At 59.9% G+C, this 21,333-nt stretch carries 25 protein-coding genes, 5 tRNA genes and 2 pseudogenes; 17 read left to right on the top strand and 15 right to left on the bottom strand.

Annotated elements, in window-relative coordinates; translation table 11 throughout:
• Positions 1-21: 21 nt before the first annotated feature.
• From rplJ to VMH22_01910, 12 genes are all read right to left on the bottom strand, one after another.
• The gene (gene rplJ / locus VMH22_01855) at positions 22-591 is read right to left on the bottom strand and encodes a 50S ribosomal protein L10 (protein HTW90441.1); all 570 of its coding nucleotides are present in this window, start codon (positions 589-591) and stop codon (positions 22-24) included.
• Positions 592-593: 2 nt separating this feature from the next.
• Complete coding sequence (rplA, locus tag VMH22_01860) at positions 594-1,307, bottom strand: 50S ribosomal protein L1 (GenBank protein HTW90442.1); 714 nt, start codon at positions 1,305-1,307, stop codon at positions 594-596.
• Positions 1,304-1,735: a 50S ribosomal protein L11 gene (gene rplK, locus VMH22_01865; protein ID HTW90443.1), complete on the bottom strand. Its 432-nt coding sequence runs from the start codon at positions 1,733-1,735 to the stop codon at positions 1,304-1,306. Before rplK ends, rplA begins: the two co-directional genes overlap by 4 nt.
• Positions 1,736-1,834: 99 nt before the next feature.
• A complete protein-coding gene (gene nusG, locus VMH22_01870) occupies positions 1,835-2,359 on the bottom strand; it encodes a transcription termination/antitermination protein NusG (protein ID HTW90444.1) in 525 nt (174 codons plus the stop codon).
• An 11-nt stretch (positions 2,360-2,370) separates the two neighbouring features.
• A complete protein-coding gene (gene secE, locus VMH22_01875) occupies positions 2,371-2,565 on the bottom strand; it encodes a preprotein translocase subunit SecE (GenBank protein HTW90445.1) in 195 nt (64 codons plus the stop codon).
• Between the two features lie 9 nt (positions 2,566-2,574).
• Positions 2,575-2,647 (bottom strand) — tRNA-Trp (locus VMH22_01880).
• A complete protein-coding gene (gene rpmG, locus VMH22_01885) occupies positions 2,646-2,792 on the bottom strand; it encodes a 50S ribosomal protein L33 (GenBank protein HTW90446.1) in 147 nt (48 codons plus the stop codon). The genes VMH22_01880 and rpmG overlap by 2 nt, the downstream gene beginning before the upstream one ends.
• A 9-nt stretch (positions 2,793-2,801) precedes the next feature.
• Positions 2,802-4,004: an elongation factor Tu gene (tuf, locus tag VMH22_01890; GenBank protein ID HTW90447.1), complete on the bottom strand. Its 1,203-nt coding sequence runs from the start codon at positions 4,002-4,004 to the stop codon at positions 2,802-2,804.
• Between the two features lie 74 nt (positions 4,005-4,078).
• Positions 4,079-4,151, bottom strand: a tRNA-Thr gene (locus VMH22_01895).
• Positions 4,152-4,362: 211 nt separating this feature from the next.
• Positions 4,363-4,433 (bottom strand) — tRNA-Gly (locus tag VMH22_01900).
• 104 nt (positions 4,434-4,537) lie between these two features.
• A tRNA-Tyr gene (locus VMH22_01905) sits at positions 4,538-4,621 on the bottom strand.
• An 18-nt stretch (positions 4,622-4,639) separates the two neighbouring features.
• A tRNA-Thr gene (locus tag VMH22_01910) sits at positions 4,640-4,712 on the bottom strand.
• 219 nt (positions 4,713-4,931) lie between these two features.
• Between VMH22_01910 and lolA the strand changes: the two genes are divergently transcribed.
• The 10 genes and pseudogenes from lolA to VMH22_01960 all read left to right on the top strand — a co-directional run bounded on the left by lolA (position 4,932) and on the right by VMH22_01960 (position 10,759).
• Positions 4,932-5,540 (top strand): outer membrane lipoprotein chaperone LolA, encoded by a 609-nt coding sequence (lolA, locus tag VMH22_01915; protein ID HTW90448.1) that lies wholly within the window; start codon positions 4,932-4,934, stop codon positions 5,538-5,540.
• An 84-nt stretch (positions 5,541-5,624) separates the two neighbouring features.
• Entirely contained in the window at positions 5,625-6,029 is a 405-nt protein-coding gene (locus tag VMH22_01920; GenBank protein ID HTW90449.1) for a PaaI family thioesterase, read from the top strand.
• A gap of 48 nt (positions 6,030-6,077) precedes the next feature.
• Positions 6,078-7,565, top strand: coding sequence for a 30S ribosomal protein S12 methylthiotransferase RimO (rimO, locus tag VMH22_01925; protein ID HTW90450.1), 1,488 nt, complete (start codon positions 6,078-6,080; stop codon positions 7,563-7,565).
• A gap of 162 nt (positions 7,566-7,727) precedes the next feature.
• Positions 7,728-7,883, top strand: a complete 156-nt coding sequence (locus VMH22_01930; protein HTW90451.1) for a hypothetical protein — start codon at positions 7,728-7,730, stop codon at positions 7,881-7,883.
• 651 nt (positions 7,884-8,534) lie between these two features.
• The gene (locus VMH22_01935; GenBank protein ID HTW90452.1) at positions 8,535-8,900 is read left to right on the top strand and encodes a hypothetical protein; all 366 of its coding nucleotides are present in this window, start codon (positions 8,535-8,537) and stop codon (positions 8,898-8,900) included.
• A gap of 2 nt (positions 8,901-8,902) precedes the next feature.
• Positions 8,903-9,112 (top strand): DUF2281 domain-containing protein, encoded by a 210-nt coding sequence (locus tag VMH22_01940; GenBank protein HTW90453.1) that lies wholly within the window; start codon positions 8,903-8,905, stop codon positions 9,110-9,112.
• Positions 9,097-9,576: a PIN domain-containing protein gene (locus VMH22_01945; protein HTW90454.1), complete on the top strand. Its 480-nt coding sequence runs from the start codon at positions 9,097-9,099 to the stop codon at positions 9,574-9,576. The genes VMH22_01940 and VMH22_01945 overlap by 16 nt, the downstream gene beginning before the upstream one ends.
• Positions 9,577-9,605: 29 nt before the next feature.
• A pseudogene (locus tag VMH22_01950) lies at positions 9,606-9,791 on the top strand (hypothetical protein).
• Positions 9,792-9,885: 94 nt separating this feature from the next.
• Positions 9,886-10,089 carry a helix-turn-helix domain-containing protein gene (locus VMH22_01955; GenBank protein ID HTW90455.1) on the top strand — a complete coding sequence of 68 codons (204 nt, stop codon included), beginning with the start codon at positions 9,886-9,888 and terminating at the stop codon, positions 10,087-10,089.
• A 301-nt stretch (positions 10,090-10,390) separates the two neighbouring features.
• Positions 10,391-10,759, top strand: a pseudogene (locus tag VMH22_01960) (site-specific DNA-methyltransferase).
• Between the two features lie 49 nt (positions 10,760-10,808).
• Here VMH22_01960 and VMH22_01965 read toward each other — a convergent pair.
• Positions 10,809-11,411 (bottom strand): restriction endonuclease, encoded by a 603-nt coding sequence (locus VMH22_01965; protein ID HTW90456.1) that lies wholly within the window; start codon positions 11,409-11,411, stop codon positions 10,809-10,811.
• A gap of 33 nt (positions 11,412-11,444) precedes the next feature.
• On the opposite strand from VMH22_01965, the gene VMH22_01970 reads away from it, so the two are divergent.
• From VMH22_01970 to VMH22_02000, 7 genes are all read left to right on the top strand, one after another.
• Positions 11,445-11,744, top strand: coding sequence for a hypothetical protein (locus VMH22_01970; GenBank protein HTW90457.1), 300 nt, complete (start codon positions 11,445-11,447; stop codon positions 11,742-11,744).
• A gap of 6 nt (positions 11,745-11,750) precedes the next feature.
• Complete coding sequence (locus tag VMH22_01975) at positions 11,751-14,102, top strand: hypothetical protein (protein ID HTW90458.1); 2,352 nt, start codon at positions 11,751-11,753, stop codon at positions 14,100-14,102.
• Between the two features lie 266 nt (positions 14,103-14,368).
• Positions 14,369-15,211, top strand: a complete 843-nt coding sequence (dinD, locus tag VMH22_01980) for a DNA damage-inducible protein D (GenBank protein HTW90459.1) — start codon at positions 14,369-14,371, stop codon at positions 15,209-15,211.
• A 374-nt stretch (positions 15,212-15,585) separates the two neighbouring features.
• Positions 15,586-16,239 (top strand): CPBP family intramembrane glutamic endopeptidase, encoded by a 654-nt coding sequence (locus tag VMH22_01985; GenBank protein HTW90460.1) that lies wholly within the window; start codon positions 15,586-15,588, stop codon positions 16,237-16,239.
• Between the two features lie 688 nt (positions 16,240-16,927).
• The gene (locus tag VMH22_01990; GenBank protein HTW90461.1) at positions 16,928-17,413 is read left to right on the top strand and encodes a hypothetical protein; all 486 of its coding nucleotides are present in this window, start codon (positions 16,928-16,930) and stop codon (positions 17,411-17,413) included.
• Positions 17,414-17,894: 481 nt separating this feature from the next.
• A complete protein-coding gene (locus VMH22_01995; protein HTW90462.1) occupies positions 17,895-18,491 on the top strand; it encodes a hypothetical protein in 597 nt (198 codons plus the stop codon).
• A 114-nt stretch (positions 18,492-18,605) separates the two neighbouring features.
• Positions 18,606-19,916, top strand: a complete 1,311-nt coding sequence (locus tag VMH22_02000; protein HTW90463.1) for a tetratricopeptide repeat protein — start codon at positions 18,606-18,608, stop codon at positions 19,914-19,916.
• A gap of 91 nt (positions 19,917-20,007) precedes the next feature.
• On the opposite strand, the gene VMH22_02005 is transcribed toward VMH22_02000, so the two are convergent.
• Both VMH22_02005 and VMH22_02010 read right to left on the bottom strand, forming a co-directional pair.
• The gene (locus VMH22_02005) at positions 20,008-20,334 is read right to left on the bottom strand and encodes an RNA-binding protein (protein HTW90464.1); all 327 of its coding nucleotides are present in this window, start codon (positions 20,332-20,334) and stop codon (positions 20,008-20,010) included.
• A 392-nt stretch (positions 20,335-20,726) separates the two neighbouring features.
• A complete protein-coding gene (locus tag VMH22_02010) occupies positions 20,727-21,209 on the bottom strand; it encodes a YbhB/YbcL family Raf kinase inhibitor-like protein (GenBank protein HTW90465.1) in 483 nt (160 codons plus the stop codon).
• Positions 21,210-21,333: the final 124 nt, after the last annotated feature.

Below are 21,333 nucleotides of genomic sequence, written 5' to 3' on the forward strand. Positions count from 1 at the left end.
ATTCTATTCTCAACTCTTGTCTCACGCGGCAGCCGGCGCTTCGGAAGCAGGGGCTTCGGAAGTCGGAGTCGCAGGTGTCGGCCGGTCTTTGACCTGGTCGAGCACCCAGACCAGGTCAGACAGCAACCCGTCGAGGCTCATCACAAGCCCATAGATGGGACCCTGGAGCACGCCCACGACCTCGCTGCGAAGTTCGCTCTTGGTCGGCAACCCGGCGATGAAATCGAACTGGCTGGCCGGGTACAGCACCCGGTCCAGGTACGCTCCCTTCACCTTCAGGGCCGCCATCTTCTTCATCTGCTCGCGGATGGTCCGGGCCGGTGCGACCGGATCGTCGCCGGCGAATACCAGCGACGTGGGCCCGGTCAGGAGCTTCTCAATGTCGGCCGGCACGCCGCTCTCGATCAACGCCCGCAGCGCCAGCCGGTTCTTGACGACGCGCACCTTCACCTTCGACTCGCCCAGCTTGCGGCGGAGGGCGTTGAAGTCGTTGGCGGCGAGCTTCGTGAAATCAATGAAGTAGAGAGCCGAGGCCTTGCCGATCCTTTCCTTCAGCCCGGCTACGGCATCAACCTTCACCTGCTTGGGCATGGCTAAGCTCCCTTCCTGGCTGTATCAAGGAACTCGCGGACGTCGACTCTGACGCCCGGTCCCATGGTCGACGACAGCACGATATTGTGAACGAACTGACCTTTGGCCGTCGCCGGCTTGGCCCGGACTATTTCGGCAACAAAACTGCGAACGTTCTCAGTAAGTTTGTCCGGCTCAAACGATGCCTTACCAACTAGCGCGTGAATGTTGCCCGTCTTGTCGGTGCGGTACTTGATTCGGCCGCCCTTCAGACTCTTCACGGTCGGGGTCACATCAAATGTCACGGTCTGGGTCTTGGGCGACGGCATCAGGCCGCGTGGCCCCAGTACCTTGCCCAGGCGGCCCACCGCCGACATCGTGTCGGGTGTGGCAACCGCGACATCAAAGTCGAACCAGCCGCCTTGGACCTTCTCCACCAGGTCTTCGAAGCCCGCGTAGTCGGCCCCGGCTGCGAGCGCCTCATCCACCTTCTCGCCCTTGGCAAAAACCAGCACCTTCACCTGTTTGCCGGTGCCGTTGGGCAGGGAAACCGTGCCCGAAACGAGCTGGTCGGTCTTCTTGGGATCGATTCCCAGCTTGATGGCGATGTCGACCGATTCGTCGAATTTGGCCGTCGCGTTCTGCTTGACCAACCCGACCGCCTCGGCAAGCGGATGCAGTTGCTGGTGCTCGAGCTTCTCCGCGAGCGAACGGAAGCGCTTGCTGTGCCGTCTCATGATTCCGCCACGTTCATGCCCATCGCGCGGGCCGTTCCTTCGATAATCTTCATCGCGGCTTCGATGTCCGCCGCGTTCAAATCACGCATCTTCCGTTCCGCAATCTCCCGGACAGCCTTGCGGCTGACCGTGCCGACCGTTGCCCGGTTAGGCTCTCCCGAGCCCTTGGCCAGGCCGGCCGCCTGCTTTAGGAGTACGGACGCGGGTGGGGTCTTGGTGACGAACGTGAACTTCCGATCCGAGTAGACGGTCAGAACAACCGGGATCACCATGCCGGGAGTCTCCTTGCGGGTCGCCTCGTTGAACGACTTGATGAACTCCGCAATGTTTACTCCGTGTTGGCCCAGGGCCGGGCCGACCGGCGGTGCCGCGGTTGCCTGGCCGGCCGGGATCTGGAGTCTCACGACCGCCGCAACCTTCTTAACCATTACTCGCTCCTCCTAGCATCATTGTCGAATGCCGAATGACGACTGCCGAATTGCGGAACGTCCGGTAATCGGAAATCGTCAATCTCAAATCGTAAATCCCTATATTGGCTGGACGTCAAGGAAGTCCAGATCAATGGGTGTGGGCCGACCGAAAATCGTGACGATGACCTTCACCCGTCGGCGTTCGGCGAATAGTTCATCCACCGTTCCCGTGAATCCGGCGAACGGTCCTTTGGCCACCTTGACATTCTCGCCCTTCTCAAACGGAGCCTCGGGCTCGGCCTGGTCGCGCCCCCGCTCGATCTGATCGAGCATGGCTGTCACCTCGTCCTCGGACAACGCCATCGGCTCGATCTTCGTCCCCAGCAGATGGGTAACCCCGGGCAGAGAGGTAATCATCGTCAGCGACTGCTCGTTCAACTCCATCTCGACTACGATGTAGCCCGGATACAGCCGCCGCTCCTCGGCGACGATCTTCGACTTGCGCACCCGCGCCACCTTTTCGGCCGGCATTATCACACGGCCGAACAGCCCAGGCTGATTGAGCCGTTCAATCGCCTTCTCCAGCAACTCTTTCACCCGCTTCTCGCGGCCGGTATAGGTATGGACGACGTAGAACTTCATGCGTCCTGAGCCTACTTGAGGATAGCGCCCAGCAGGTGGGAGAAGATGAAGTCGAAGACTCCGATGAATAGCGACATCACGGCCGAGAACAGAAGCACTACCAGCGTCGTGGTCCAGAGCTCCTTGCCCCGCACCCACGACACCTTCTTCATCTCGGCCACCACATCGGCCAAGTAGTTCTTTATCTGCTTGTAAAGATCCTTCATCTGCAGTTACAGGCCAGGAGGGATTTGAACCCCCAACCTACGGATTTGGAGTCCGCCGCTCTGCCGTTAGAGCTACTGGCCTATTTAACCTCCTTGTGCAACGTATGCTTCCGGCACGAAGAACAGAACTTCTTCGCTTCGAAGCGCTCAGTCTTCTTCTTGTTCTTCGTCGTGTGATAGTTCCGGTTCTTGCACTCGGAGCACGCCAGCGTAAGGAAGGTCCGCATTTCGCCCGACTACTCGACGATCTGAATCACTGTGCCGGCGCCGACGGTACGACCACCCTCGCGGATGGCGAACTTGGAGTTCTGCTCCAGCGCCACTTCGCTGATGAGCTCGATGTCCATCGTGACGTGGTCACCCGGCATCACCATCTCGACGCCCGCAGGCAGCGTGCAACTGCCGGTGACGTCGGTGGTCCGGATGTAGAACTGCGGCCGGTAACCCGGGAAGAACGGAGTGTGACGTCCGCCCTCTTCCTTCGTCAGAATGTACACCTCGCCCTTGAACTTCTTGTGCGGCTTGATCGAACCCGGCTTGGCAATGACCATTCCGCGCTCGACGTCTTCCTTGGCCACGCCGCGCAGCAGCAGCCCGACGTTGTCGCCGGCCCGGGCGTCCTCGAGGATCTTGCGGAACATCTCGACGCTCGTCACCACGACCTTGTCGTGCTTGCCGAAACCGATGATATCGACTTCCTCGCCTGCCTTCAACATGCCCCGGTCGACACGACCGGTCACGACCGTGCCGCGCCCGGTGATCGAGAAAATGTCCTCAATCGGCATCAGGAACGGCTTGTCGGTGACGCGAACCGGTTCGGGAATGAACGTGTCCAGCGCTTCGACCAGCTTGAGGATCGAGTCAAAATCCGGACCGGAATCGGCGGAGATAGCCTTGAGCGCGCTGCCACGGATAATGGGCGTCTTGTCGCCGGGGAAACCGTACTTGGTCAGGATGTCGCGAATCTCGAGTTCGACCAGGTCAATCAGGTCCGGGTCGTCGACCAGGTCGACCTTGTTCAGGTAAACGACCATCGCCGGAACGTTCACCTGCGTCGCCAGCAGCACGTGCTCGGTCGTCTGGGGCATCGGGCCGTCCGCGGCCGAGACCACGAGGATGGCGCCGTCCATCTGCGCCGCGCCGGTGATCATGTTCTTGATGTAGTCGGCGTGGCCCGGGCAGTCGATGTGCGCGTAGTGCCGCTTGTCCGACTCGTACTCGACGTGTGCGACGGCGATGGTGAGAATCTTGGTCTCATCGCGCCGGCCCTGCGACTCAGAAGCCTTTGCGATATCGTCGTAGCTCTTGTACTTCGCCAGGCCCTTCTTCTCAAGGACCTTGGTGATTGCCGCGGTCAACGTCGTCTTCCCGTGGTCAACGTGACCAATGGTGCCGACGTTGACATGCGGCTTGGTTCGCGAAAATTTTTCCTTCGCCATCTGGCCATTTCCTCCTTACGGACTTATCTGCTGGTTCTCAATTAGCGACAGCCAATTCGAGGCTGGGCAAAATGAGCCCACGGCCGGAATTGAACCGGCGACCTCTTCCTTACCAAGGAAGTGCTCTACCGACTGAGCTACATGGGCGTGACCGGTGCAGGGTATTATATTGATAACCCTCGCCCTGTCAATAACTAAATGCAAACGACGCCTGACGGCCAATTAGCCGTCCTGGCGCTCAGTTTCCCGGCCCGGCGAGTGCGTGTTTCTCCGGGCCTAAACTGTTGTACTAACTAGCATTACCACGGCACTACGGCCGTGTCGACAACCGTGGTCAGTCTTGACGCCTGTCCGGTACAGCGGGCGATGGGAGTCGAACCCACGCAAACAGCTTGGAAGGCTGTTGTGCTACCACTACACCACGCCCGCACTGAATGGCGGCGCAGACGGTCCGAACGATTGTCGATCTCCGCAGCCGACTGGGGTGCGGACTCCCGCCGGGCCGGTGCAGCAAGAACCGGCTCGGTCGGGAATGGACGGGGAAGGATTTGAACCTCCGTAGGCGTAAAGCCAGCAGATTTACAGTCTGCCCCCTTTGACCACTCGGGTACCCGTCCGCAATCTTGGCAATAGTCAGCCGACAGAGGGATTCGAACCCCCGACCTGTGGTTTACAAAACCACTGCTCTGCCAACTGAGCTATGTCGGCGTATCCACGCCCGGGTCTGGCGGCGTGGGCAGTGAAATATAGCCCAAAAACCCTGAGCGTCAAGAATGCCCGGCAGACAACCCTCAACTACCGACCACCGGGCACCGATGTGGAGTCGATTCCCACCGAACTTGTGAATGACACGCTGATTCGCGACGGGGGGGTCGACATCTTTCGCCGCTTCGTTTGACTTCCGGCCTGCGTCAAATATCCTCAAACATGCGACGAATCGTACTGCTTCTTGGTTTCTGCACCTGTCTTGCGGTTGCGGGCAGCAACCCGATGTGGGATAACGTCCGCTCCAGCTACCTTGACCTGAAGACGCTTTCCGGCTATTTCAAAGAGACCATCTGCTCGGGAAACCAGGGGTCCTGCCTGGAGTTCAACGGCCGATTCGCGATTTCTGTCCCCGACCGATACCGCATTGAGGTCACCGAAGGTACTCAGCAACTCTTCGTCTCGGACGGCACGACCCTGTGGATATACATCCCCAAATTGAAGCAGGTCATGAAGCGTTCGGGCGGAGGCTTCGCTCCGGTGCTCGCCTTCCTCCAGCCTGTCCTCGATTCCACTGTCAGCGTCGAAGTCGCCAAGGATAGCACCGGGAAGTACGTCGTGAAGGCCCTCGTCGAAGATGAGATGTCGGCGATGCAGGACCTCGTGCTTGAACTGAGCGATGACGGTACGCTCATCACCGGCTTCTCCTTCACCGACGGCACGGGCCAGAAGTTCCACTTCAGCTTCTCCGACCAGCAATGGAACACCGAGCTGGACGCCACGATGTTCAAGTTCACGCCGCCCAAGGGCGTGACCATCGTCAAGGAGTAGACGGACCGGCGCTGTGGCCGAACAATGCAGAAGTCAGAAACTCGGGCGATTCTGCGTTCTGAATTCTGACTGGTTCGGCTCCTCATGCTGAAGGATTCCGGCCGGTGCTTCGCCTGCGGGAAAGAAAACCCGCAGGGCCTCAGGCTGAATGTCAGAAAGACAACATCCGGGGTCGAAGTTGACTGCGTACTGCCCGAGCACTTCGCCGGCTGGCAGGGAATCGCGCACGGCGGCATCGTCGCGACGATTCTCGACGAACTGCTTGCCTGGGCCTGCACCAACACCGGTCGTAATTGCGTGACCGCCGAGATGACGGTCCGCTACCGCAAGCCGGTCAAGACCGGCAGCCCGCTCAGGGGCTTCGGCCGCGTGACCGGCGAAAAGGGCAGGCTCATCTACGCCGAAGCGCGCCTCCTTGACGAAGCCGGCGTTCTCGCGGCCGAGGCGACCGGCAAGATGATGCAGGTCTCCGACGCGAGTGTCCAGTGACCAGTTTGCAGTTCCCAGTGTAGCCGAATCCGCCATGAGCCGGACGCCTTGACTGCAATCGACAATCCAAAATCCAAAATCCAAAATCGGCATGCCTGCCTCGTCTTCCTCGGCTGTCCCAAGAACCAGGTTGACTCCGAGCACGTACTCGGCTCGCTGACCGAGGCCGGATACAGCCTCACAACTGACCCGCACGCTGCCGACCTCATCGTCATCACCACCTGCGCCTTTCTCCAATCCGCGGTCCGCGAATCCGAAGCCGCCATCCGGGAGGCGCTCAAGCACAAGCAAGAAAGCCCAGGCAAGAGGATTGTTGTCGCCGGCTGTATCGTCGAGCGCTACGGCAAGAGCCTGAAGCACAAGTTTCCGGCTGTCGACCTCTGGGTCCCGCTGAGCGACATGAGTCGAATTCCTCAACTCCTTGCCAATCGCCGATCGCCAATCGCTATTCGCCGACCGCCTTTCGCCTCTCGCCCCGGACGCTCTGCAATCTGCACTCGTCCTCCCGGCTTATCCTTCATCCCTCATCCTTCATCCTCTCCTCGCGTCCTCTCAACTCCTTCGCACTTCGCCTATCTCAAAATCGCCGACGGTTGTGACAATCGCTGCTCATACTGCATGATTCCCGACATCCGTGGCCCATTCCACTCTCGCCCGATGCGCGACATCGTTGCGGAAGCCCGCGACCTCGCCCGCGCTGGAGTGAAAGAACTGATCCTGGTCGCACAGGACACGACCCTCTACGGTACGGACCTCGGCGGAGGGTCTTTGCTTGCGCAACTCCTCGCCGAGCTCGGCAAGCTGGACGGCATCCGCTGGCTCCGGCTGATGTACACCCATCCCGCGCACCTGACCGAAGATGTGATTGATGAGTTCGCCTCGAACCCAAAGCTCTGCCGCTACATCGACCTGCCCATCCAGCACGTTGCCGACCACTTGCTGGCGAAGATGAACCGCAGATACACACGGGAAGACGTTGAACTACTGCTCGAATCACTGCGGGCCATTCCGGACATTCACATCAGGACAACAATCATCGTCGGCCTGCCCGGCGAGACCGAAGCGGGCTTCAACGAACTACTTGCCTTTGTACGCGCCGCCCGGTTCGACCGTCTCTCCTGCTACGCATACTCGCCCGAACCCGGCACGAAGGCCACCCGCCTCTCCGGTCAAGTCTCCCCCGCCGTGAAGAAAGAACGCGTGCGACGCCTCATGCTGGCGCAGGCCGCCATCTCCCGCGCCAATCTCAAGCAGCTCGTCGGCCGCAAGCTCACGGTGCTGGTTGACTCACCCGACGCGGAAAATGGGGACTGTACCGCGCCGAGTCAGACGCAGGCGCTCGGTGGGACTGTCCCCGATTTTCCGCCAGCAAAGAACTACCACCGACGCCAGGTCGCTGTCGGCCGGACCGAGTGGGACGCGCCCGAGATCGACGGAGTGGTCAGACTCTCCGGTCGCAAGGTTCGCCCCGGCAGTTTCGTTCAGGCTCTCGTCACCAGTTCCTCCACGCACGATCTCACAGCCCGGGTCCTGTAGAACCGCATACCGCTGCCCGCTCTCCGCCACTCGACCCCTCGATTTCTCTCCCCAAAGCTCGTTGAAAAGCTCATCGGAAAGCTCGTCGGAAAGTTCCTTCGGAAGCTCCTCCGAAAGCGCAGTCGAAAGCTGACTTCAAACCTCGTTTCATCGCTTAGCGCATTGCTCGTTCAGAAGCTCCTCGCAAAGCTCGGTTCAAAGCTCGCTAACAAGCTCGCGCAAGACCTTACTCCAAAGCTTGGTTCAAAACTCGACGCAAAGCGCGTTTCAAAGCTCAGTCAGAAGCTCGGTTCAAACCCCGTTCCAGACCTCGTCTGAAAGCAGCCCAGGGGGCAGTCCCTCCTCCATGGGGTGGGCGGCAGAATTGTGGTCAGGGACGGTAGGACCACTACATGTAGACAGAGCTACGCTGCAGCAGAAACCTGTGCTCGCCCTACTCGGCCGACCGGCGGATTATACGACTTTGTATACTGAACAGCCGGGCCAAAAGACAGCTCAAGTGACCAGATCGTAGACAGTTAGCCAGCAAGCGGCCGAATGTACCCCTGCGCGGGGCAGAGACTCTGCCCAACTCTTTGGCAGGCTCTCTGGCAAGCTCTCTACCAGACTCTCTCCCGAGCTCTTTACCAGACTCTCCGGCAAGGACTCTCCCAAGCTCATTGCCCTGTTCTCTGCCCAAGTCTCTGCCCTGCTCTCCGGCAGAGTCCCTCCCAAGCTCATTGGCAGGTTCTCTCACTCGCTCTTCGCCGGACTCTCGGACAGACTCCCTCCCAAGCTCATCGGCAGATTCTCTGCCGGACTCATTGGCAGGTTCTCGGGCAGACTCTCTCCCAAGCTCGTCGGCAGACTCTCTGCCCAAGCCTCTCCTCAGCTCCTTCGTTCATTCCCTGCCATACTTCCGTGTCGGCTTGACTTCGCTTCGCCGGACAATATCCTAGAGCCTCCACGGGAGCTTCACCTCCCGCACTGGTGGCTGACCTTGTCGAGCGGTTTGAAAGAGACCGCAAGGTCTTTCTGTCCCCGGACTATCAGATTGGGGCTAGGGACCGGGGACTAGGGACTTGGGACTCGGACCCTAGTCCCGAACCCCCAGCCCCTAATCCCTCCTGCTTCCAGCCCGTCATCCACGAAGAGTCAATCAACGCCTGCCCTGAGCGAAGTCGAAGGGTCGCGGGCGCGACCAAGGCCCCGGACTACACCTTCCGCATCGGCGGCCGCCGCGTCTTCTTCGCCGAGGCCAAGAAGCCGGCCGTGAACATCGCCGGAGACGCCCGCACTCTTGACCCGGCGGCGAGAAGGGGTATATTGACCAAGCAAACACGAGGTGAAACGTGAAGATGCTTGATGAAGTAATCGAATCAACGAAGGAGCTGCCTGAGGAGCTGCAGACAGAGGTCAGGGACTTCGCGCGGTTCCTCCGGGAGAATCGGGCTCCTCGCCCGCGCCGGAAGCTGCGGCAGGATTGGGCCGGAGGACTGCGCGAGTTTCGCGACAAGTACACATCGCTTGAGCTTCAGAAGAAGTCCATCGAGTGGCGGGGCGACTGACTGTGTTCCTTGTTGACACGAACGTATGGCTGGAGCGGCTGCTTGACCAGGAGCGGTCAGAGGAAGTCGGGCGCTTCCTGGACCAGATTCCGCCCGCGCAGTACTGCCTGACTGACTTCGCACTCCACAGCATTGGCATCTCTCTCCTTCGTCTCGCGAAGAAAGACCTGCTGCTGAAGTTCGTGCGCGACACAATCAGCGACCAGACGGTAGTGCTTGTGCGTCTCGGTCCGGAAGACATCGAACGCATAGTGGCGGTAACGGAACGATTCAAGCTCGACTTCGACGACGCTTACCAGTACGTTGCAGCCGAGAAGCACAACATGACTTTGGTCAGTCTCGACGCCGACTTCGACCGGACCGAACGCGGGCGCAAGACTCCGGCGGAAGTGCTGGAAGAACCGTCCGTCGTCAGCGACAAGCCGCCGACGAAGCCCGCCCGCCGTCGTAGCCGCAAACCGTGAGCGGTTGGTCCTCGCAGGCCTCCGACCTCTCTCCTCACTCCTCGATCCTTTCTTCAGACATCCTCGGCCAGGTCTACGAGCAGTTCCTAGGTAAGGTCATACGACTCACAGCCGGACATCAGGCAAAGGTAGAGGAAAAGCCTGAGGTCAGGAAAGCCGGCGGCGTCTACTACGCGCCGCAGCATATCGTCAGTTGCATAATCAAGAACACCATCGACAAACCGCCTGAAGGCAGTACGTCGGCCGACGTCTCCAGGCTCCATGTCCGTCCTGTCCGGCGAGGGCGAAGGGAGTCAGTCTCCGTAGTGCATGGCTAGACTCCACACCACCGAATCCGCAGCCGCCCTCCTCGGCGTGACGCCTGCCAGAGTGAGGCAGTTGATTCTGGCGGGCACACTGAAGTCGGAGAAGCACGGCCGCGACCACCTCATTCGTGAAGCTGACCTCAGGGCCTATACAGCGAACAGAAGGAAGCCGGGGCGCCCGACAAGAAAACACTTGCGCGTGCGTTAGAATTATGTATACTGGTCGCGTGAAAGTACGCCGTAAGTCGCCAACTGGTAGGGCGACGACCGACCTTGTGTTCTCCGCCTACGCCGGTGACAATGCAGAAGTCTTCCCACAGGTCTTGCGTCTGCACGTGCCTCGCGGGTCGAAGGTGGCCGACGTCACTTACGGCAAGGGCGTGTTCTGGAGAGACATCCCTCCCGATGAGTACGAACTCCTGCCATCAGACCTCAAAACCGGTGTCGATTGCCGCAGACTACCTTATGCCAAAGGAACGATTGACTGCGTTGTTCTGGACCCGCCATACATGGAGGGGCTATACAGAAGCGATGAGTCATTTGCCGGTAACGGAACGCACTCGTCATTCCGCGACCACTACTCGAATGGAGACCGCCCGGCGGACCTGAACAACAAGTGGCATGACGCCGTACTTGAGCTCTATGTACGGGCTGCCGCAGAGGCGAAGCGAGTCCTGAAGCCAAGCGGGGCGTTGATCGTCAAGTGCCAAGACGAAGTCAGTGCCGGGGTGCAACGCATGACGCATGTTGAGATCATCATGAACCTCATGCGACTTGGCTATTACGCCAAGGACATCTTCGTGATGGTCAGGCGGAACAGACCTGGCGTGACGCGCGTGGTGAAGCAGCTACACGCCAGGAAGAACCACTCCTATTTCCTTGTGTTCCGACTTGGGGCGCCGAAGTCGAAGCTCAACTCGGTCAGAATCATGAACGACCTGACAGACGTTCGAGAAGGGGAATTGGACTTTCGACATACGGAGGCTCCAACGGCAGAGTCACAGGCATTAGCGTTGCGAGAAGCTGACGACGAACCGCGGGGGGATACTTCTGATAGTTGCTTCGTGGCAGATCGGAGTTCAACGCGAAGGCGAACCGCCACTTCTCCTCGAAGGCGAAGAGGTTCACGGCGATGATATCGAACTCTCCCACACGGAGGCAAGTGGTCTCCACGCTACGACCACGACGCAGCTTGATGGTCCGCCGGTCGCTTGCATCACATTGATATCTGCCTTCGTATCCGGTCTCGGTCTTCTTGACGCTGTTCGTCTGCAAAGACTTGCACTCGATCCGGAACTCGTGCCCTTTGTACGTCACGGTCAGGTCGCCTTTCCGGCTTCTATCGTGGTCGTCGGCCTTGTGGACGTTCGTGAACACGGGATCTGAGAAGTGCATCTTTCGCAGCTTGTACTCCGCGACATACCCGAGCATGAGGCCCCGCATGCTGGGATTCTGACGGACGATGTCCGTGAGTTCCTGCTCGGTCAGATCCCACCGTTTGAGAATGCTCTCGCGCTGCTCAGGTGACATACCATAGACTCCTGTTTTCTGCTTCTTTCGGCATTGAGAAGTAAGCAAGCATACGGCGGCCCCGGCGAACGGTCAATGCCTGCGGCGCGGCATGACAAGATGATCGAACTGGTGGACCGGATGCTCGACCCTTCGGCAGGCTCAGGGCGGGCTCTGTGCAAGCAGTTGCCCAAAGCCAAGACCCCGCACGGGCAGGAATCCCTCAAGCGCCAGATTGATACAACCGACAAAGCCGTCGACGCGCTGGTGTACGAGCTGTATGGACTGACTGATAGAGACGTCGGCGTAGTGGAGAGTGCTTCGTGCAGAACTGCCCGTGAGCATGCGGGTTGAGAGAGTGTGAAGAAAGCCACATCCAGGGAGAGAGTGGAGGATCCGATCCATGCTGCTGAAGCGGAGCTTCGCGCGCTCGCACGTGAGATGCGTGAGCTTGCGGCTGGGAGAGTAGATGCTGATGGGAGGAGTGACAGGTTCGCCGACAGCGCGCGGCAGATGAAGCCTGGCTCTGCTGAGGCAGGCACGACTTTGGAGCCAGTTGGCCCCATGCACGCAGCTCTCGCCGTTGAGAAGGTGGCGCTGTTAGCGAGTGAAATCGAAAGAATCCTGTGCATCTACAACTCCTTCGACATACTCGCAACTGTCAGCTTCACCAACATGTACTTCAATCCCGAAAAGGACAAGGAGTTCACACAGGTCGGTTTACAGACCTATGCGGAGTACGTCGCCCTGCTGTGTCTGAAACGACCGTTCATCCTCAGTCAGAGGAGGTGGGTAGACCCTGAAGATAGTGACCGTATTCAGGAACTCGTCGCGAAGATCTTCAGGCTAGGACACCTGTCTGCGGTGATTGAAATGGCTTCTTCCAGCCCGTCGAGGCGCCCCGGGGCTTACAGCATGTTGCAGCTATCCGCGAGGAACCGTGAGGTGACGGTCAGAGGAATGGCCTACCCAAGTCACTTGCATGAGGTTATTCGGGGGCTTTTCACGGACTTTGATCGCGTCCTCCTTGACCGGGCTGGATTCACGTCTGACGACGCACTTCGTCTTGCCGGTGGCATCGTTGACCTCATGAGACGCAAGCTGCATGCCAGACGCGACGATGCGAGAAATCATCAGGCCCAACTGATGAGACTAGTCAAAGCATTCAGAAGAGGTGAATGCACTTCCGACATGACCGATTCCGACGCTCGTCTCATGCGCGAATTGGCTCTGTGCCCGGATCGGAAAATCAGGAAGCGCACCAAGATGCTCTCTATTGGATACCTCTTCTCTGAATTCGGTGACACGTGGTCATTCACGGCACCTGAGCTTGCGGGCCTGACTGGCCTCCCAACTGAGAGAACGGACGCGTTCCTGAGAGGCTTCCGCGTCGAGTTTGGCAGTATACCTGCGGACTTCGTCATGCCTGAGCCGATTCATCCGCTCAGATCACGTCCACTCATGTTCCACGAAGACCGGTACATGTCGGTCGCGCCACGTCTGTTGGATTGGGCACTCCGCCCGGCTCTCGAAGAAACTTTGAAGGCCGCGCCCGACAACACTTGGCATAGATATGAACAGCATAGGCACCGCTATCTCCTTCGGAAGTCGGTTGGACTGATGAAGAGGTCCATGCCGGACGCGGCATTCGGTCTCAACCTCCAGTACCCGACGAGCGCAACTGGTACCGAAGCTGCCGAGATTGATGCTGTAGGCATCTATGACACGGCGCTTTTCCTCGTTGAAGCCAAAGGCGGTGTTTTCTCCGACAGGGGACGTTCTGGCCACGGCAGAAGGCTTGCTACTGACATCAAGAGGCTCGTTGGCGATGCGCACGAGCAGGCCCGCCGGGCATTGTCCTACGTCGAGTCTAGTGATCGACCTGTATTCCTAGCCGACCGAGGAACCAATCCTGCCCGCGTCGAGGTAGAGAAATCCGCCATGAGAGATGTGTTCCTCGTTTCACTCACGCTTGAGCCGCTGCCAGAACTGGGGGAACTCGTGGGCGGAGGTCGTGAGGCAGGCTTGTTCCAGCACGGCGGCATACCGTGGGTAGTTTGCTTGTTCGACTTGATGGTAATGGCCGACATGGTCGAGCATCCATCTCAGCTTCCACACTACATCCGTCAGAGGATTCGGACAGTTCGCGAGAATCGCGTGACGGCAGCCGATGAACTCGACTTCTTTGGTATGTATCTGCAGGAAGGACTGTACTTCGAGCCTACTGCCAAGCGCGAGCTACACATTCTGTTGAACCGCACCACTCAATTCGACGATTACTATCACTACCTAGACGGATACCGAAGGACCCCAACGCCCAAACCCCGACAGCCTATGCCTGAGTGGTTTGAGGCGTTGTTGACATCACTGGAGCGGTCGAAGCTCCCCGGGAGACTAGACGCTGCGATGCGTCTGCTAGACCTCGGAGGCGAAAACCGGCACCAAGTCGCGGAGATGTTCAAGGACATGGTTGAGATGCCGCTTGTGGCAGGGAAGCTGGCGTGCCGGCTCCTGCGACTGGAGGGAGACGAAATCAGCGCAATCGCGCTGGCCCGTGGGAATCGTGCGGACATGATCCAGCGTCGCCTAACAGAAATCTGTGACATTCTCATGCGCCGGGAGCACCTCCGACGCGTACTCGCAGTTGGAGGCGTCCTCAAGGACAAGTACGAGGCTCAGGCGCTGTTGTGTCTCACACAGGAATTGCCATAGTGCTAGAGAGGGCCATGGGGGGGAATTCCGGGTACTGCAAATGATTATTGACACGGCGAGGGTCGTTGGCTTCGGCCGCCCCTGTCTGACAGCGCATCGTTGCTTGGCCTCCGCGGCCCTGTCCAACAGCGCGTCCATCGTCCATCGTTGGGACCGGAGCGGCAGGCTGTGAGCCGTAAGCCGATAGCGGACCGGCAGTCACCCGATTCGATGCCGGCGGAATTCCTCGTTCATCGTTCCTTCGTACATCGTTTAGGAGGTAGTCTGTGAGTGGCAATGTGATAAGGTCGAATGGCGGGCATGAGTCGCCGTTTGAGCGGATTCGCCGGACGAACGCAGGCGGGAACGAGTATTGGGAAAGTCGTGACCTGGCTGAGGTCTTGGACTACACCCAGTACCGCAACTTTGAGGCGGTGGTCGCCAAGGCCAAGCTGGCGTGCTTCAACAGCGGGCACCGGATTGAGGACCATTTTGCCGATGTCAGCAAGATGGTCGACATCGGGAGTGGGGCTCAGCGTGCGATTAAGACGGTACTCCTGTCTCGCTACGCCTGCTACCTGATAGTCCAGAACGCCGACCCGGCCAAGGACATCGTGGCGCTAGGTCAGACCTATTTCGCCATCCAGACCCGGCGGCAGGAGATGGCCGAACTCTCCGGCGAGGAAGAGCGCAGGCTGCTGCTACGAGACGAGATGAAGCTGCACAACGTGAAGCTGGCTGGAGTTGCGAAGAGAGCCGGAGTAGTCACGTCGCTGGACTACGCCATATTCCAGAATCACGGTTATCAGGGCCTCTACGGCGGGCTCACGGCCCAAGACATCCGCGACAGGAAGAAGCTGGGCAAAGGCAAGGACATTCTCGACCATATGGGCAGCACCGAATTGGCGGCGAATCTGTTCCGTGCTACGCAAACCGAGGAGAAGCTCAGACGCGACCGCATCTCAGGCAAAGACGCGGCCTGTCGCACGCACAAAGAGGTCGGAGCGAAGGTCCGCCAGACCATTCGCGACCTTGGCGGAACCATGCCCGAGAACCTGCCTGCGGCCGAGAACATCAAGAGGGTCGAGTCGCGGAAGCGGAAGGCGCTGCGACGAAAGCCGGATGTCTGATGACAGGAATTCCGGGGCATGGTGAATGATTATTGACACGGCGAGGGTCGTTGGCTCCGGCAGCCCCGACAGTGCGCCCATCGTCCATCGTTGGAATCGGAGCGGTAGGCCATGAGCCGTAGGACCGAGAGCAGATCGTCAGTCACCCGACCAACTCATTTCAGATTGATGATTCTAGATTGCAGATTGGCGGAGGCGGACTGCAAGCGGATGATGCCGGCGGCAAGGCGGACTCATTTCAGTTTGGCGATTCCGGATCTTCGCCTGACGGAGATGGTGATTCCAAGGGTGCGCGGACGCTATCCTGCATCGCTTCATCGAAAGTCGGTGGCGGATTGACAACCTTTGGGGGCATTGCCCTTCTCGCAACAGCAGTGTGGCTGGCCACGGTTTTCCTCTGGTTCCGTCGCTCGAACGTCGTGCTGATAAGCGGGCTGGCCGCTATCGGGGTATGTACGCTCATCGCGGTTGCCACCCACAAGGTAGCACCGGCCGAGCTCGGTCTGGCGCTGAGATGGCCCTGGTTGCCGACGCTCGGACTCACGCTGGCGTGGCTTGGGCTGATGGTCGCGTGGAGCCCGGTGGCTGACCGGCTGGCAACCCGGTGGTTCAGAGACCAGCCGAACCTGCGGTCGTTCAGGGTGATCCGCGAATCGCGTCTCAAGCTCGTCGCGGGCATAGTCGTCGCCTGGATACTAGGCGCGGTCCTGGAGGAACTCGTCTTCCGCGGCATAGTCCTCAGCGCGGTCCAGGCGTTGCTGCTTCCGTTGCTGGGCAGCGCGGCTGCCGCGGCAATCGGCGTGGCCGCAGCGGCACTCGGTGCCGGGATCATCCATCTCTATCAGGGCCCGCGCGCCGCGCTGGTCATTATTCAGCTTTCAGTTCTTTTTGGTCTGCTGTTTGTCGTAAGCCGGCACAACCTCTATACGGTCATGGTGTGCCACGGCGCATACGATACGATCGCTTTTGTCCGGTTCGCGAACCGGAAGTCCAGGTACTCACTTTCCGAGACTCCCGCAACGCGATAATGGAAGGGCGGCAATGCACTGGGGAAGAATGAAGGGAAGAACGAGTGACGGTCACCCTATTTGTGAGCGATGTCGGCGCGGCGGGGAGTCGTTCATCGTTGGTTCGTATATCGTTGTTCGTTCCAGGGAGGACAGAGGGCAGCGCCGGCAAACGATGCGCTGTCCGACAGTGACCTCAGAGGTCAACGTTGTACGAGTCCGCCAACCAACGCGACTGGTCGAGACGATGATGACAGCCAGCAGCTTTCGGCCACTGAGGTTCGCCTAAGTAATGGGCCGCCCGCGTCACCCTCACCATTCCCTCCCCCTCAAAGGGGAGGGAGTAGAAGGAGGGGTCAGAGAGTTGCATTGTTTATGCGGAGGTCAGTAACAGCTTACGGCCTCGGTCGGATGCGGTGCATGAAACTCGCAGGAGCCGTGAGACGTAAGCCGATGGTCATCCTTGAAGCACTGGAGTATGAGTTGTACGGAATAACGGAAGAGGAAATCAGAATCGTCGAAGGCGAAGAGAGATGATAGACAGAGTAATACGGCGATTATCCCTGCCAAACCCCCAGCGGTCCGAGATCGCCGGACGCAGCAAGGAACGATGGATGGACGCAGAGTGCTGTTTGGCGGCAGGCACGGAATCCGATGTCGCGGTTTCGAAAATCCGTGGCGGCAAATGTCGGTTCGGAAAGGACGCCTCATGCAACGTGTGATAGCGATGCTGCTGGTTCTTGCGGCTATGGGCTGGGGCACAGCAAGTGCGATGGTCTTCGGTGTCGGACCGATGCTGGGCGAGCCAATGGGGCTGACCGCCCAGGTCTTCCCCAGCAAAGGGATTGCGCTGGTCGGCGGCGTGGGGTATTCGTGGTGGCAGGACACGTCGACCCAGATCCAGGGCGACCTGATCTTCACCGGCCACAACCTCACTTCCAACCGCCATGAGGAAGGCGCGATGGCGGCTTACATGGGGCTGGGCGCCCAGGCAAGGCTCTCCGGGGACCCGGGAAACCCGACGGTCCGGTCGGGCCTCAGGATGCCGCTGGGAATCATCTACATGTTCCCAGGCAATCCGGCGCTCGGGCTCTATCTTGAAGCCGACCCGAGATTCAACCTCGGGACCGACCAGTACCTCAGTTGTGACGCCGTGTGCGGCTTACGCATCTACTGGGGTAGTGTCGGTGATTGATCGCCTGCCAAAGGGCCAGCTTGTTATCGCCCACCGGTAATCGACAATCATTACCGTTCGTGAACGCGACTTCCGGGATGAACACCAGACTACGCAAAGGGCACTTGCGACAGTCGCTCACCTGAACACGGCAAGCCCGGCCTTCGAAGACCCGCACTTCCGAGCGTTGCCAAGGCGCGGCGGGGAGGGCTAACGGCTGACAGCTTACAGCTTGCGGCCCTGGAAGGATACGGGCTCAGAAACACGCCGCAGCGGCTTGCCGTGAGCCGTAGGCCGATGGCGGTTTCGGTCGAGGCGATGAAGGCAGCCGACGTTGCCCGGTGACGCAACAGACGAAACCTGACGCACGTCCATTCTTTGACACGCCCGCACGGGAATCCTAGAATACCGCCCGCGGCCGCCTCTCCGGGTTGTCGAAGCCGCTTGCACATGAGTTGTGCGGGCTTACCGAAGAGGACGCCCGAATCACAGAAGGAGTAACATGTACGAAATCCCACGTCGGAAATGCGCAGCGCCCCGTTGCGCGGGGCTGCTGGTGGCTGCGCTGTTGCTTGTCGCCGCGACCCGAGGCTTCTGTGCCGAGGATATGCAGAAGATTGGTTCCGGCATCACGATTCCCGGAGAGGAACAAGTCACCGGTGTTGACTGCTACTGCTGGCCCCCCAACCACCCGGATGGCACACCGCAAGAAGACAACATAGAGCCCGGCGGATCCGCCGATGTGCAAATGCCCCAAGGTACCGAGCTTTGGGTAGGCCTGATTAGCGGCGCTGGGTCGGCATCATGGACCCTCGAGGTATCATCGTTTGCGGCCGCCTGGGAAGACGACGAGTGGATGACAAACGAGGTCTGGAAAGTCGATTCTCTTACCGACAACCGCATCGCGCCCAACGATAGCGGCCTGCAGTCCTGCGCCAAAGGGTCCGTACCGGTGTCTATCTACAAGAAGCTCGGGCCGGTGGATGGTACGGATGCCGACGTGCTCCGTGTGAACCTGAACAGCAATCCCTCCGGCAATGCAGGCTTCAGGATAATCGTATTCGCGAAGAAGCACGTCGGAGTCAAGACCGGTAGGTGATGCAGGACACGTCCCCGGTTTGACATCGGCCTGCGGTTCACCTGGGATGGAAGACATGTCATTATCCGGTCGCTCGCCCTCGGGCGTCACTCCAAGAAGCGTCCCCGATGACGGATGGCGAAGGACCAGCCTGACATGAACCAGGCCCTGCTTCTGACGCTCATATTCGGGGCCGCCGGCGTCATCGGAACTCTGGTGACCATTTTCGCCTGGATTCTGCCCCGCCGGGCCGAGCTCAGCCGGCAGCAGGAACAGCAACTGGTCGAGGGCACAACCCAGCGGGTAGTATCCGCGCTGCAAGTCTATTTGGGTGACCTGCCGAAGTCCTCGAATCCGGAAATCAAGGATCCGTTCGATGCGGGCCGGAAGCTGATGGCCGAGCACAAATGGGATGCGGCAATCGAGGAGTTCCAGAAGGCCATTGCGCACGCCGAAGGCAGCCAGATAGTCGCGCTCTGCAACCTTATCGGCAACTGCTACTACTCATCCGGGCGGAACGACGAGGCCCGATCCAGCTACCTGCGGTCGCTCGACCTGGCGCGTCTGTGTAATGACCGGGCCGGCGAGGGGAATGCGCTGGGTAACCTCGGGACCATCCATCAACTCAAGGGCGAGCTTGATACGGCGTTGAAGTACCACCAGGACGCCCTGTTGATTGCCCGGGAAACCGGGAACCGCCATGGCACGGCCCAAGACCTGGGAAATATCGGACTCATCTATCGGGGTCGGGGCGACCTCGATGCGGCGCTGACCTCGTTTCAGGAAGCATTGAAGATCCATCAGGAACTTGGCTATCGCCAGGGCGCAGCCAGCCAACTCGGTAACATCGGCCTTATCCATCAGGCTCGGGGGGACGCCGACGCCGCGCTGAAGTACTACGAAGACGCTCTGAAGCTGTTTCGGGAGATATCGTTTCGCCCGGGCGAGGCGAACATGCTGGGCAACATCGGCCTGATTCACCACGCCCGGGGCGAACTCGACGCGGCGCGCGTCTATTTCACGGACGTGCTGCGGATTACTCAGGCAATCGGCGACCGGACCAGCGCGGCCAAGGCCATGTGCAACCTCGGGACCATCTATCAGACGAAGGGCGAACTCGACCGGGCGCTCGAGTACTCTCGGGACGCCTGGAAGATACTGCAAGAAGCCGGCCTGCGCCATGCCGCGACGAGCGTCCTGGCCAATATCGGGCTCATTTATCAGGACAAGGGCGAGCTTGATACTGCGCTTAAGTACCTGCTGGATGCCCTCAAGGTCTTCGACGAAATCCAGGCGACACGGGAACAGGCCGAGGTGTTACGCCGTCTCGCCCAACTGCGGGACAAGCTAGGCAGGACAGAGTTCTCAGCCGCGTGCCTCAAACTCGGCATGCCGCAGACGGACATGGACAAACTCGCGACTCGGCTCGACTCAGTGAGCGTGTGAAACCCGCGCTATCTCATGCATCGTTGGCTCTCGTCCGGGCTAAGCGAGACGGGCGGATCGCCCCGCCCGTCTGAGTAAAATCCGGCAGTTATTACCAGCGCGTGCCGGTACCGTAGCCGCTGGAGCGGTCTTGCGAACGCCCGCCGTAACCACCCCGTGCGCCGCCCTCGGTGCGCTCGCGCGCAACGTTGACGGTAAGCGGACGGTTGTCTAGCGAGTGGTTGGTCAGGGCCGCAATCGCGGCGGTGGCCGCGTCGGCGTTGCTCATCTCCACGAATGCAAATCCCCGGGAACGGTCCGTGAACTTGTCTTTGACTATGCTGACTGACGACACTTCGCCATGCGTCGAGAAGAGCTGGCGGAGCTGGTCTTCGGTTGCGCTGAAGGGAAGATTCCCTATGAAAACGCGCGTACCCATTATAGAACCTCCGAACTTGTTGTGCTTGGGATCGTTGCGGGATCTAGGAGAGCGGTGAAACGAAGCTCACGAACTCACAGGACCGGAACGGGACACAAGCGGCTATGGGGCCATGTCTTACAGTACATCGGCAGCGAGGCCACGATGCGACCGGCGTCAGTTATCGGAGCAGGAAAATAACAACTGTCAAGAAGATCTTCGTCAGGATGGCCCGGAGCAGGACAGCTGACGAAGTGGGCCCGGCGACTAGAGCATGGAGCATACCAAACCGAGCACCCGGCGACCCGAGCGTACAGCTGTCCCACTGAGAGTCTCGGACTGAACTCAGCCGGCGTCAGCCGTGACCCGGAACGTCAAGGTCTGCGCTGCGGCATGCGGTGCGGATGTCGGCGTTATCGCCGGTAGGTCCCCATGAGCCGGGCGGTGGCGAGGACGTGACCTTTCATCATGTCCATCAGCCGGGCCGCCTTGACGCCGGCCTCAACCGGCAGCAGGGCGTCGAGCGCGTAGAGTTCGAAGTGGTAGTCGTGCGGCCGGGCGGGCGGCGGATGGGGACCGCTGTAGCCAACTGTTCCAAAGTCATTCGTGCCCTGGACCGAGCCGTCGTCCAGTCTCTCCTGCCGGGGAACGCCCTCGGGCACGCCGGACGCGGTGCCGGGGATGTTGTAGATGAGCCAGTGGGTAAACGTACCGCCGGGCGCGTCGACGTCGCGAAAGATGATGGCGAAGCTTCGGGTGCCGGCCGGGCCCTTGCCCCAGCTCAGCTCCGGCGAAATATTAGCGCCGTCGGCGGTGCAGGTCCGGCGGATGGTCCGGCCTTCAATGAGAGCCGGGCTGGTCAGATTCAAACCCCTGCGGGTTTCGTTTGGGTTCATGTCAGTCACTTCCCTTCTGTGGGCTCGCATCGGCCCGGTGCGGGTCCGGGTCGACCGATGCGGCGTCTTGGTAGGCTACCCTTGCGGATCCTCGATGCCATGTCCAAGTCTAGAACGGCGCGCC

It is taken from the genome of bacterium (assembly GCA_035505375.1).
In the GTDB taxonomy this organism is placed as follows: domain Bacteria; phylum Hydrothermota; class Tepidihabitantia; order Tepidihabitantales; family Tepidihabitantaceae; genus UBA2258.

What these genes read in the sequence shown, in the direction of transcription:
- rplJ (HTW90441.1), bottom strand. Translation starts at nt 591, where the DNA reads ATGCCCAAGCAGGTGAAGGTTGATGCCGTAGCCGGGCTGAAGGAAAGG.
- rplA (HTW90442.1), bottom strand. Translation starts at nt 1,307, where the DNA reads ATGAGACGGCACAGCAAGCGCTTCCGTTCGCTCGCGGAGAAGCTCGAG.
- rplK (HTW90443.1), bottom strand. Translation starts at nt 1,735, where the DNA reads ATGGTTAAGAAGGTTGCGGCGGTCGTGAGACTCCAGATCCCGGCCGGC.
- nusG (HTW90444.1), bottom strand. Translation starts at nt 2,359, where the DNA reads ATGAAGTTCTACGTCGTCCATACCTATACCGGCCGCGAGAAGCGGGTG.
- secE (HTW90445.1), bottom strand. Translation starts at nt 2,565, where the DNA reads ATGAAGGATCTTTACAAGCAGATAAAGAACTACTTGGCCGATGTGGTG.
- rpmG (HTW90446.1), bottom strand. Translation starts at nt 2,792, where the DNA reads ATGCGGACCTTCCTTACGCTGGCGTGCTCCGAGTGCAAGAACCGGAAC.
- tuf (HTW90447.1), bottom strand. Translation starts at nt 4,004, where the DNA reads ATGGCGAAGGAAAAATTTTCGCGAACCAAGCCGCATGTCAACGTCGGC.
- lolA (HTW90448.1), top strand. Translation starts at nt 4,932, where the DNA reads ATGCGACGAATCGTACTGCTTCTTGGTTTCTGCACCTGTCTTGCGGTT.
- VMH22_01920 (HTW90449.1), top strand. Translation starts at nt 5,625, where the DNA reads ATGCTGAAGGATTCCGGCCGGTGCTTCGCCTGCGGGAAAGAAAACCCG.
- VMH22_01940 (HTW90453.1), top strand. Translation starts at nt 8,903, where the DNA reads ATGCTTGATGAAGTAATCGAATCAACGAAGGAGCTGCCTGAGGAGCTG.
- VMH22_01955 (HTW90455.1), top strand. Translation starts at nt 9,886, where the DNA reads ATGGCTAGACTCCACACCACCGAATCCGCAGCCGCCCTCCTCGGCGTG.
- VMH22_01965 (HTW90456.1), bottom strand. Translation starts at nt 11,411, where the DNA reads ATGTCACCTGAGCAGCGCGAGAGCATTCTCAAACGGTGGGATCTGACC.
- VMH22_01990 (HTW90461.1), top strand. Translation starts at nt 16,928, where the DNA reads ATGCAACGTGTGATAGCGATGCTGCTGGTTCTTGCGGCTATGGGCTGG.
- VMH22_01995 (HTW90462.1), top strand. Translation starts at nt 17,895, where the DNA reads ATGTACGAAATCCCACGTCGGAAATGCGCAGCGCCCCGTTGCGCGGGG.
- VMH22_02000 (HTW90463.1), top strand. Translation starts at nt 18,606, where the DNA reads ATGGCGAAGGACCAGCCTGACATGAACCAGGCCCTGCTTCTGACGCTC.
- VMH22_02005 (HTW90464.1), bottom strand. Translation starts at nt 20,334, where the DNA reads ATGGGTACGCGCGTTTTCATAGGGAATCTTCCCTTCAGCGCAACCGAA.
- VMH22_02010 (HTW90465.1), bottom strand. Translation starts at nt 21,209, where the DNA reads ATGAACCCAAACGAAACCCGCAGGGGTTTGAATCTGACCAGCCCGGCT.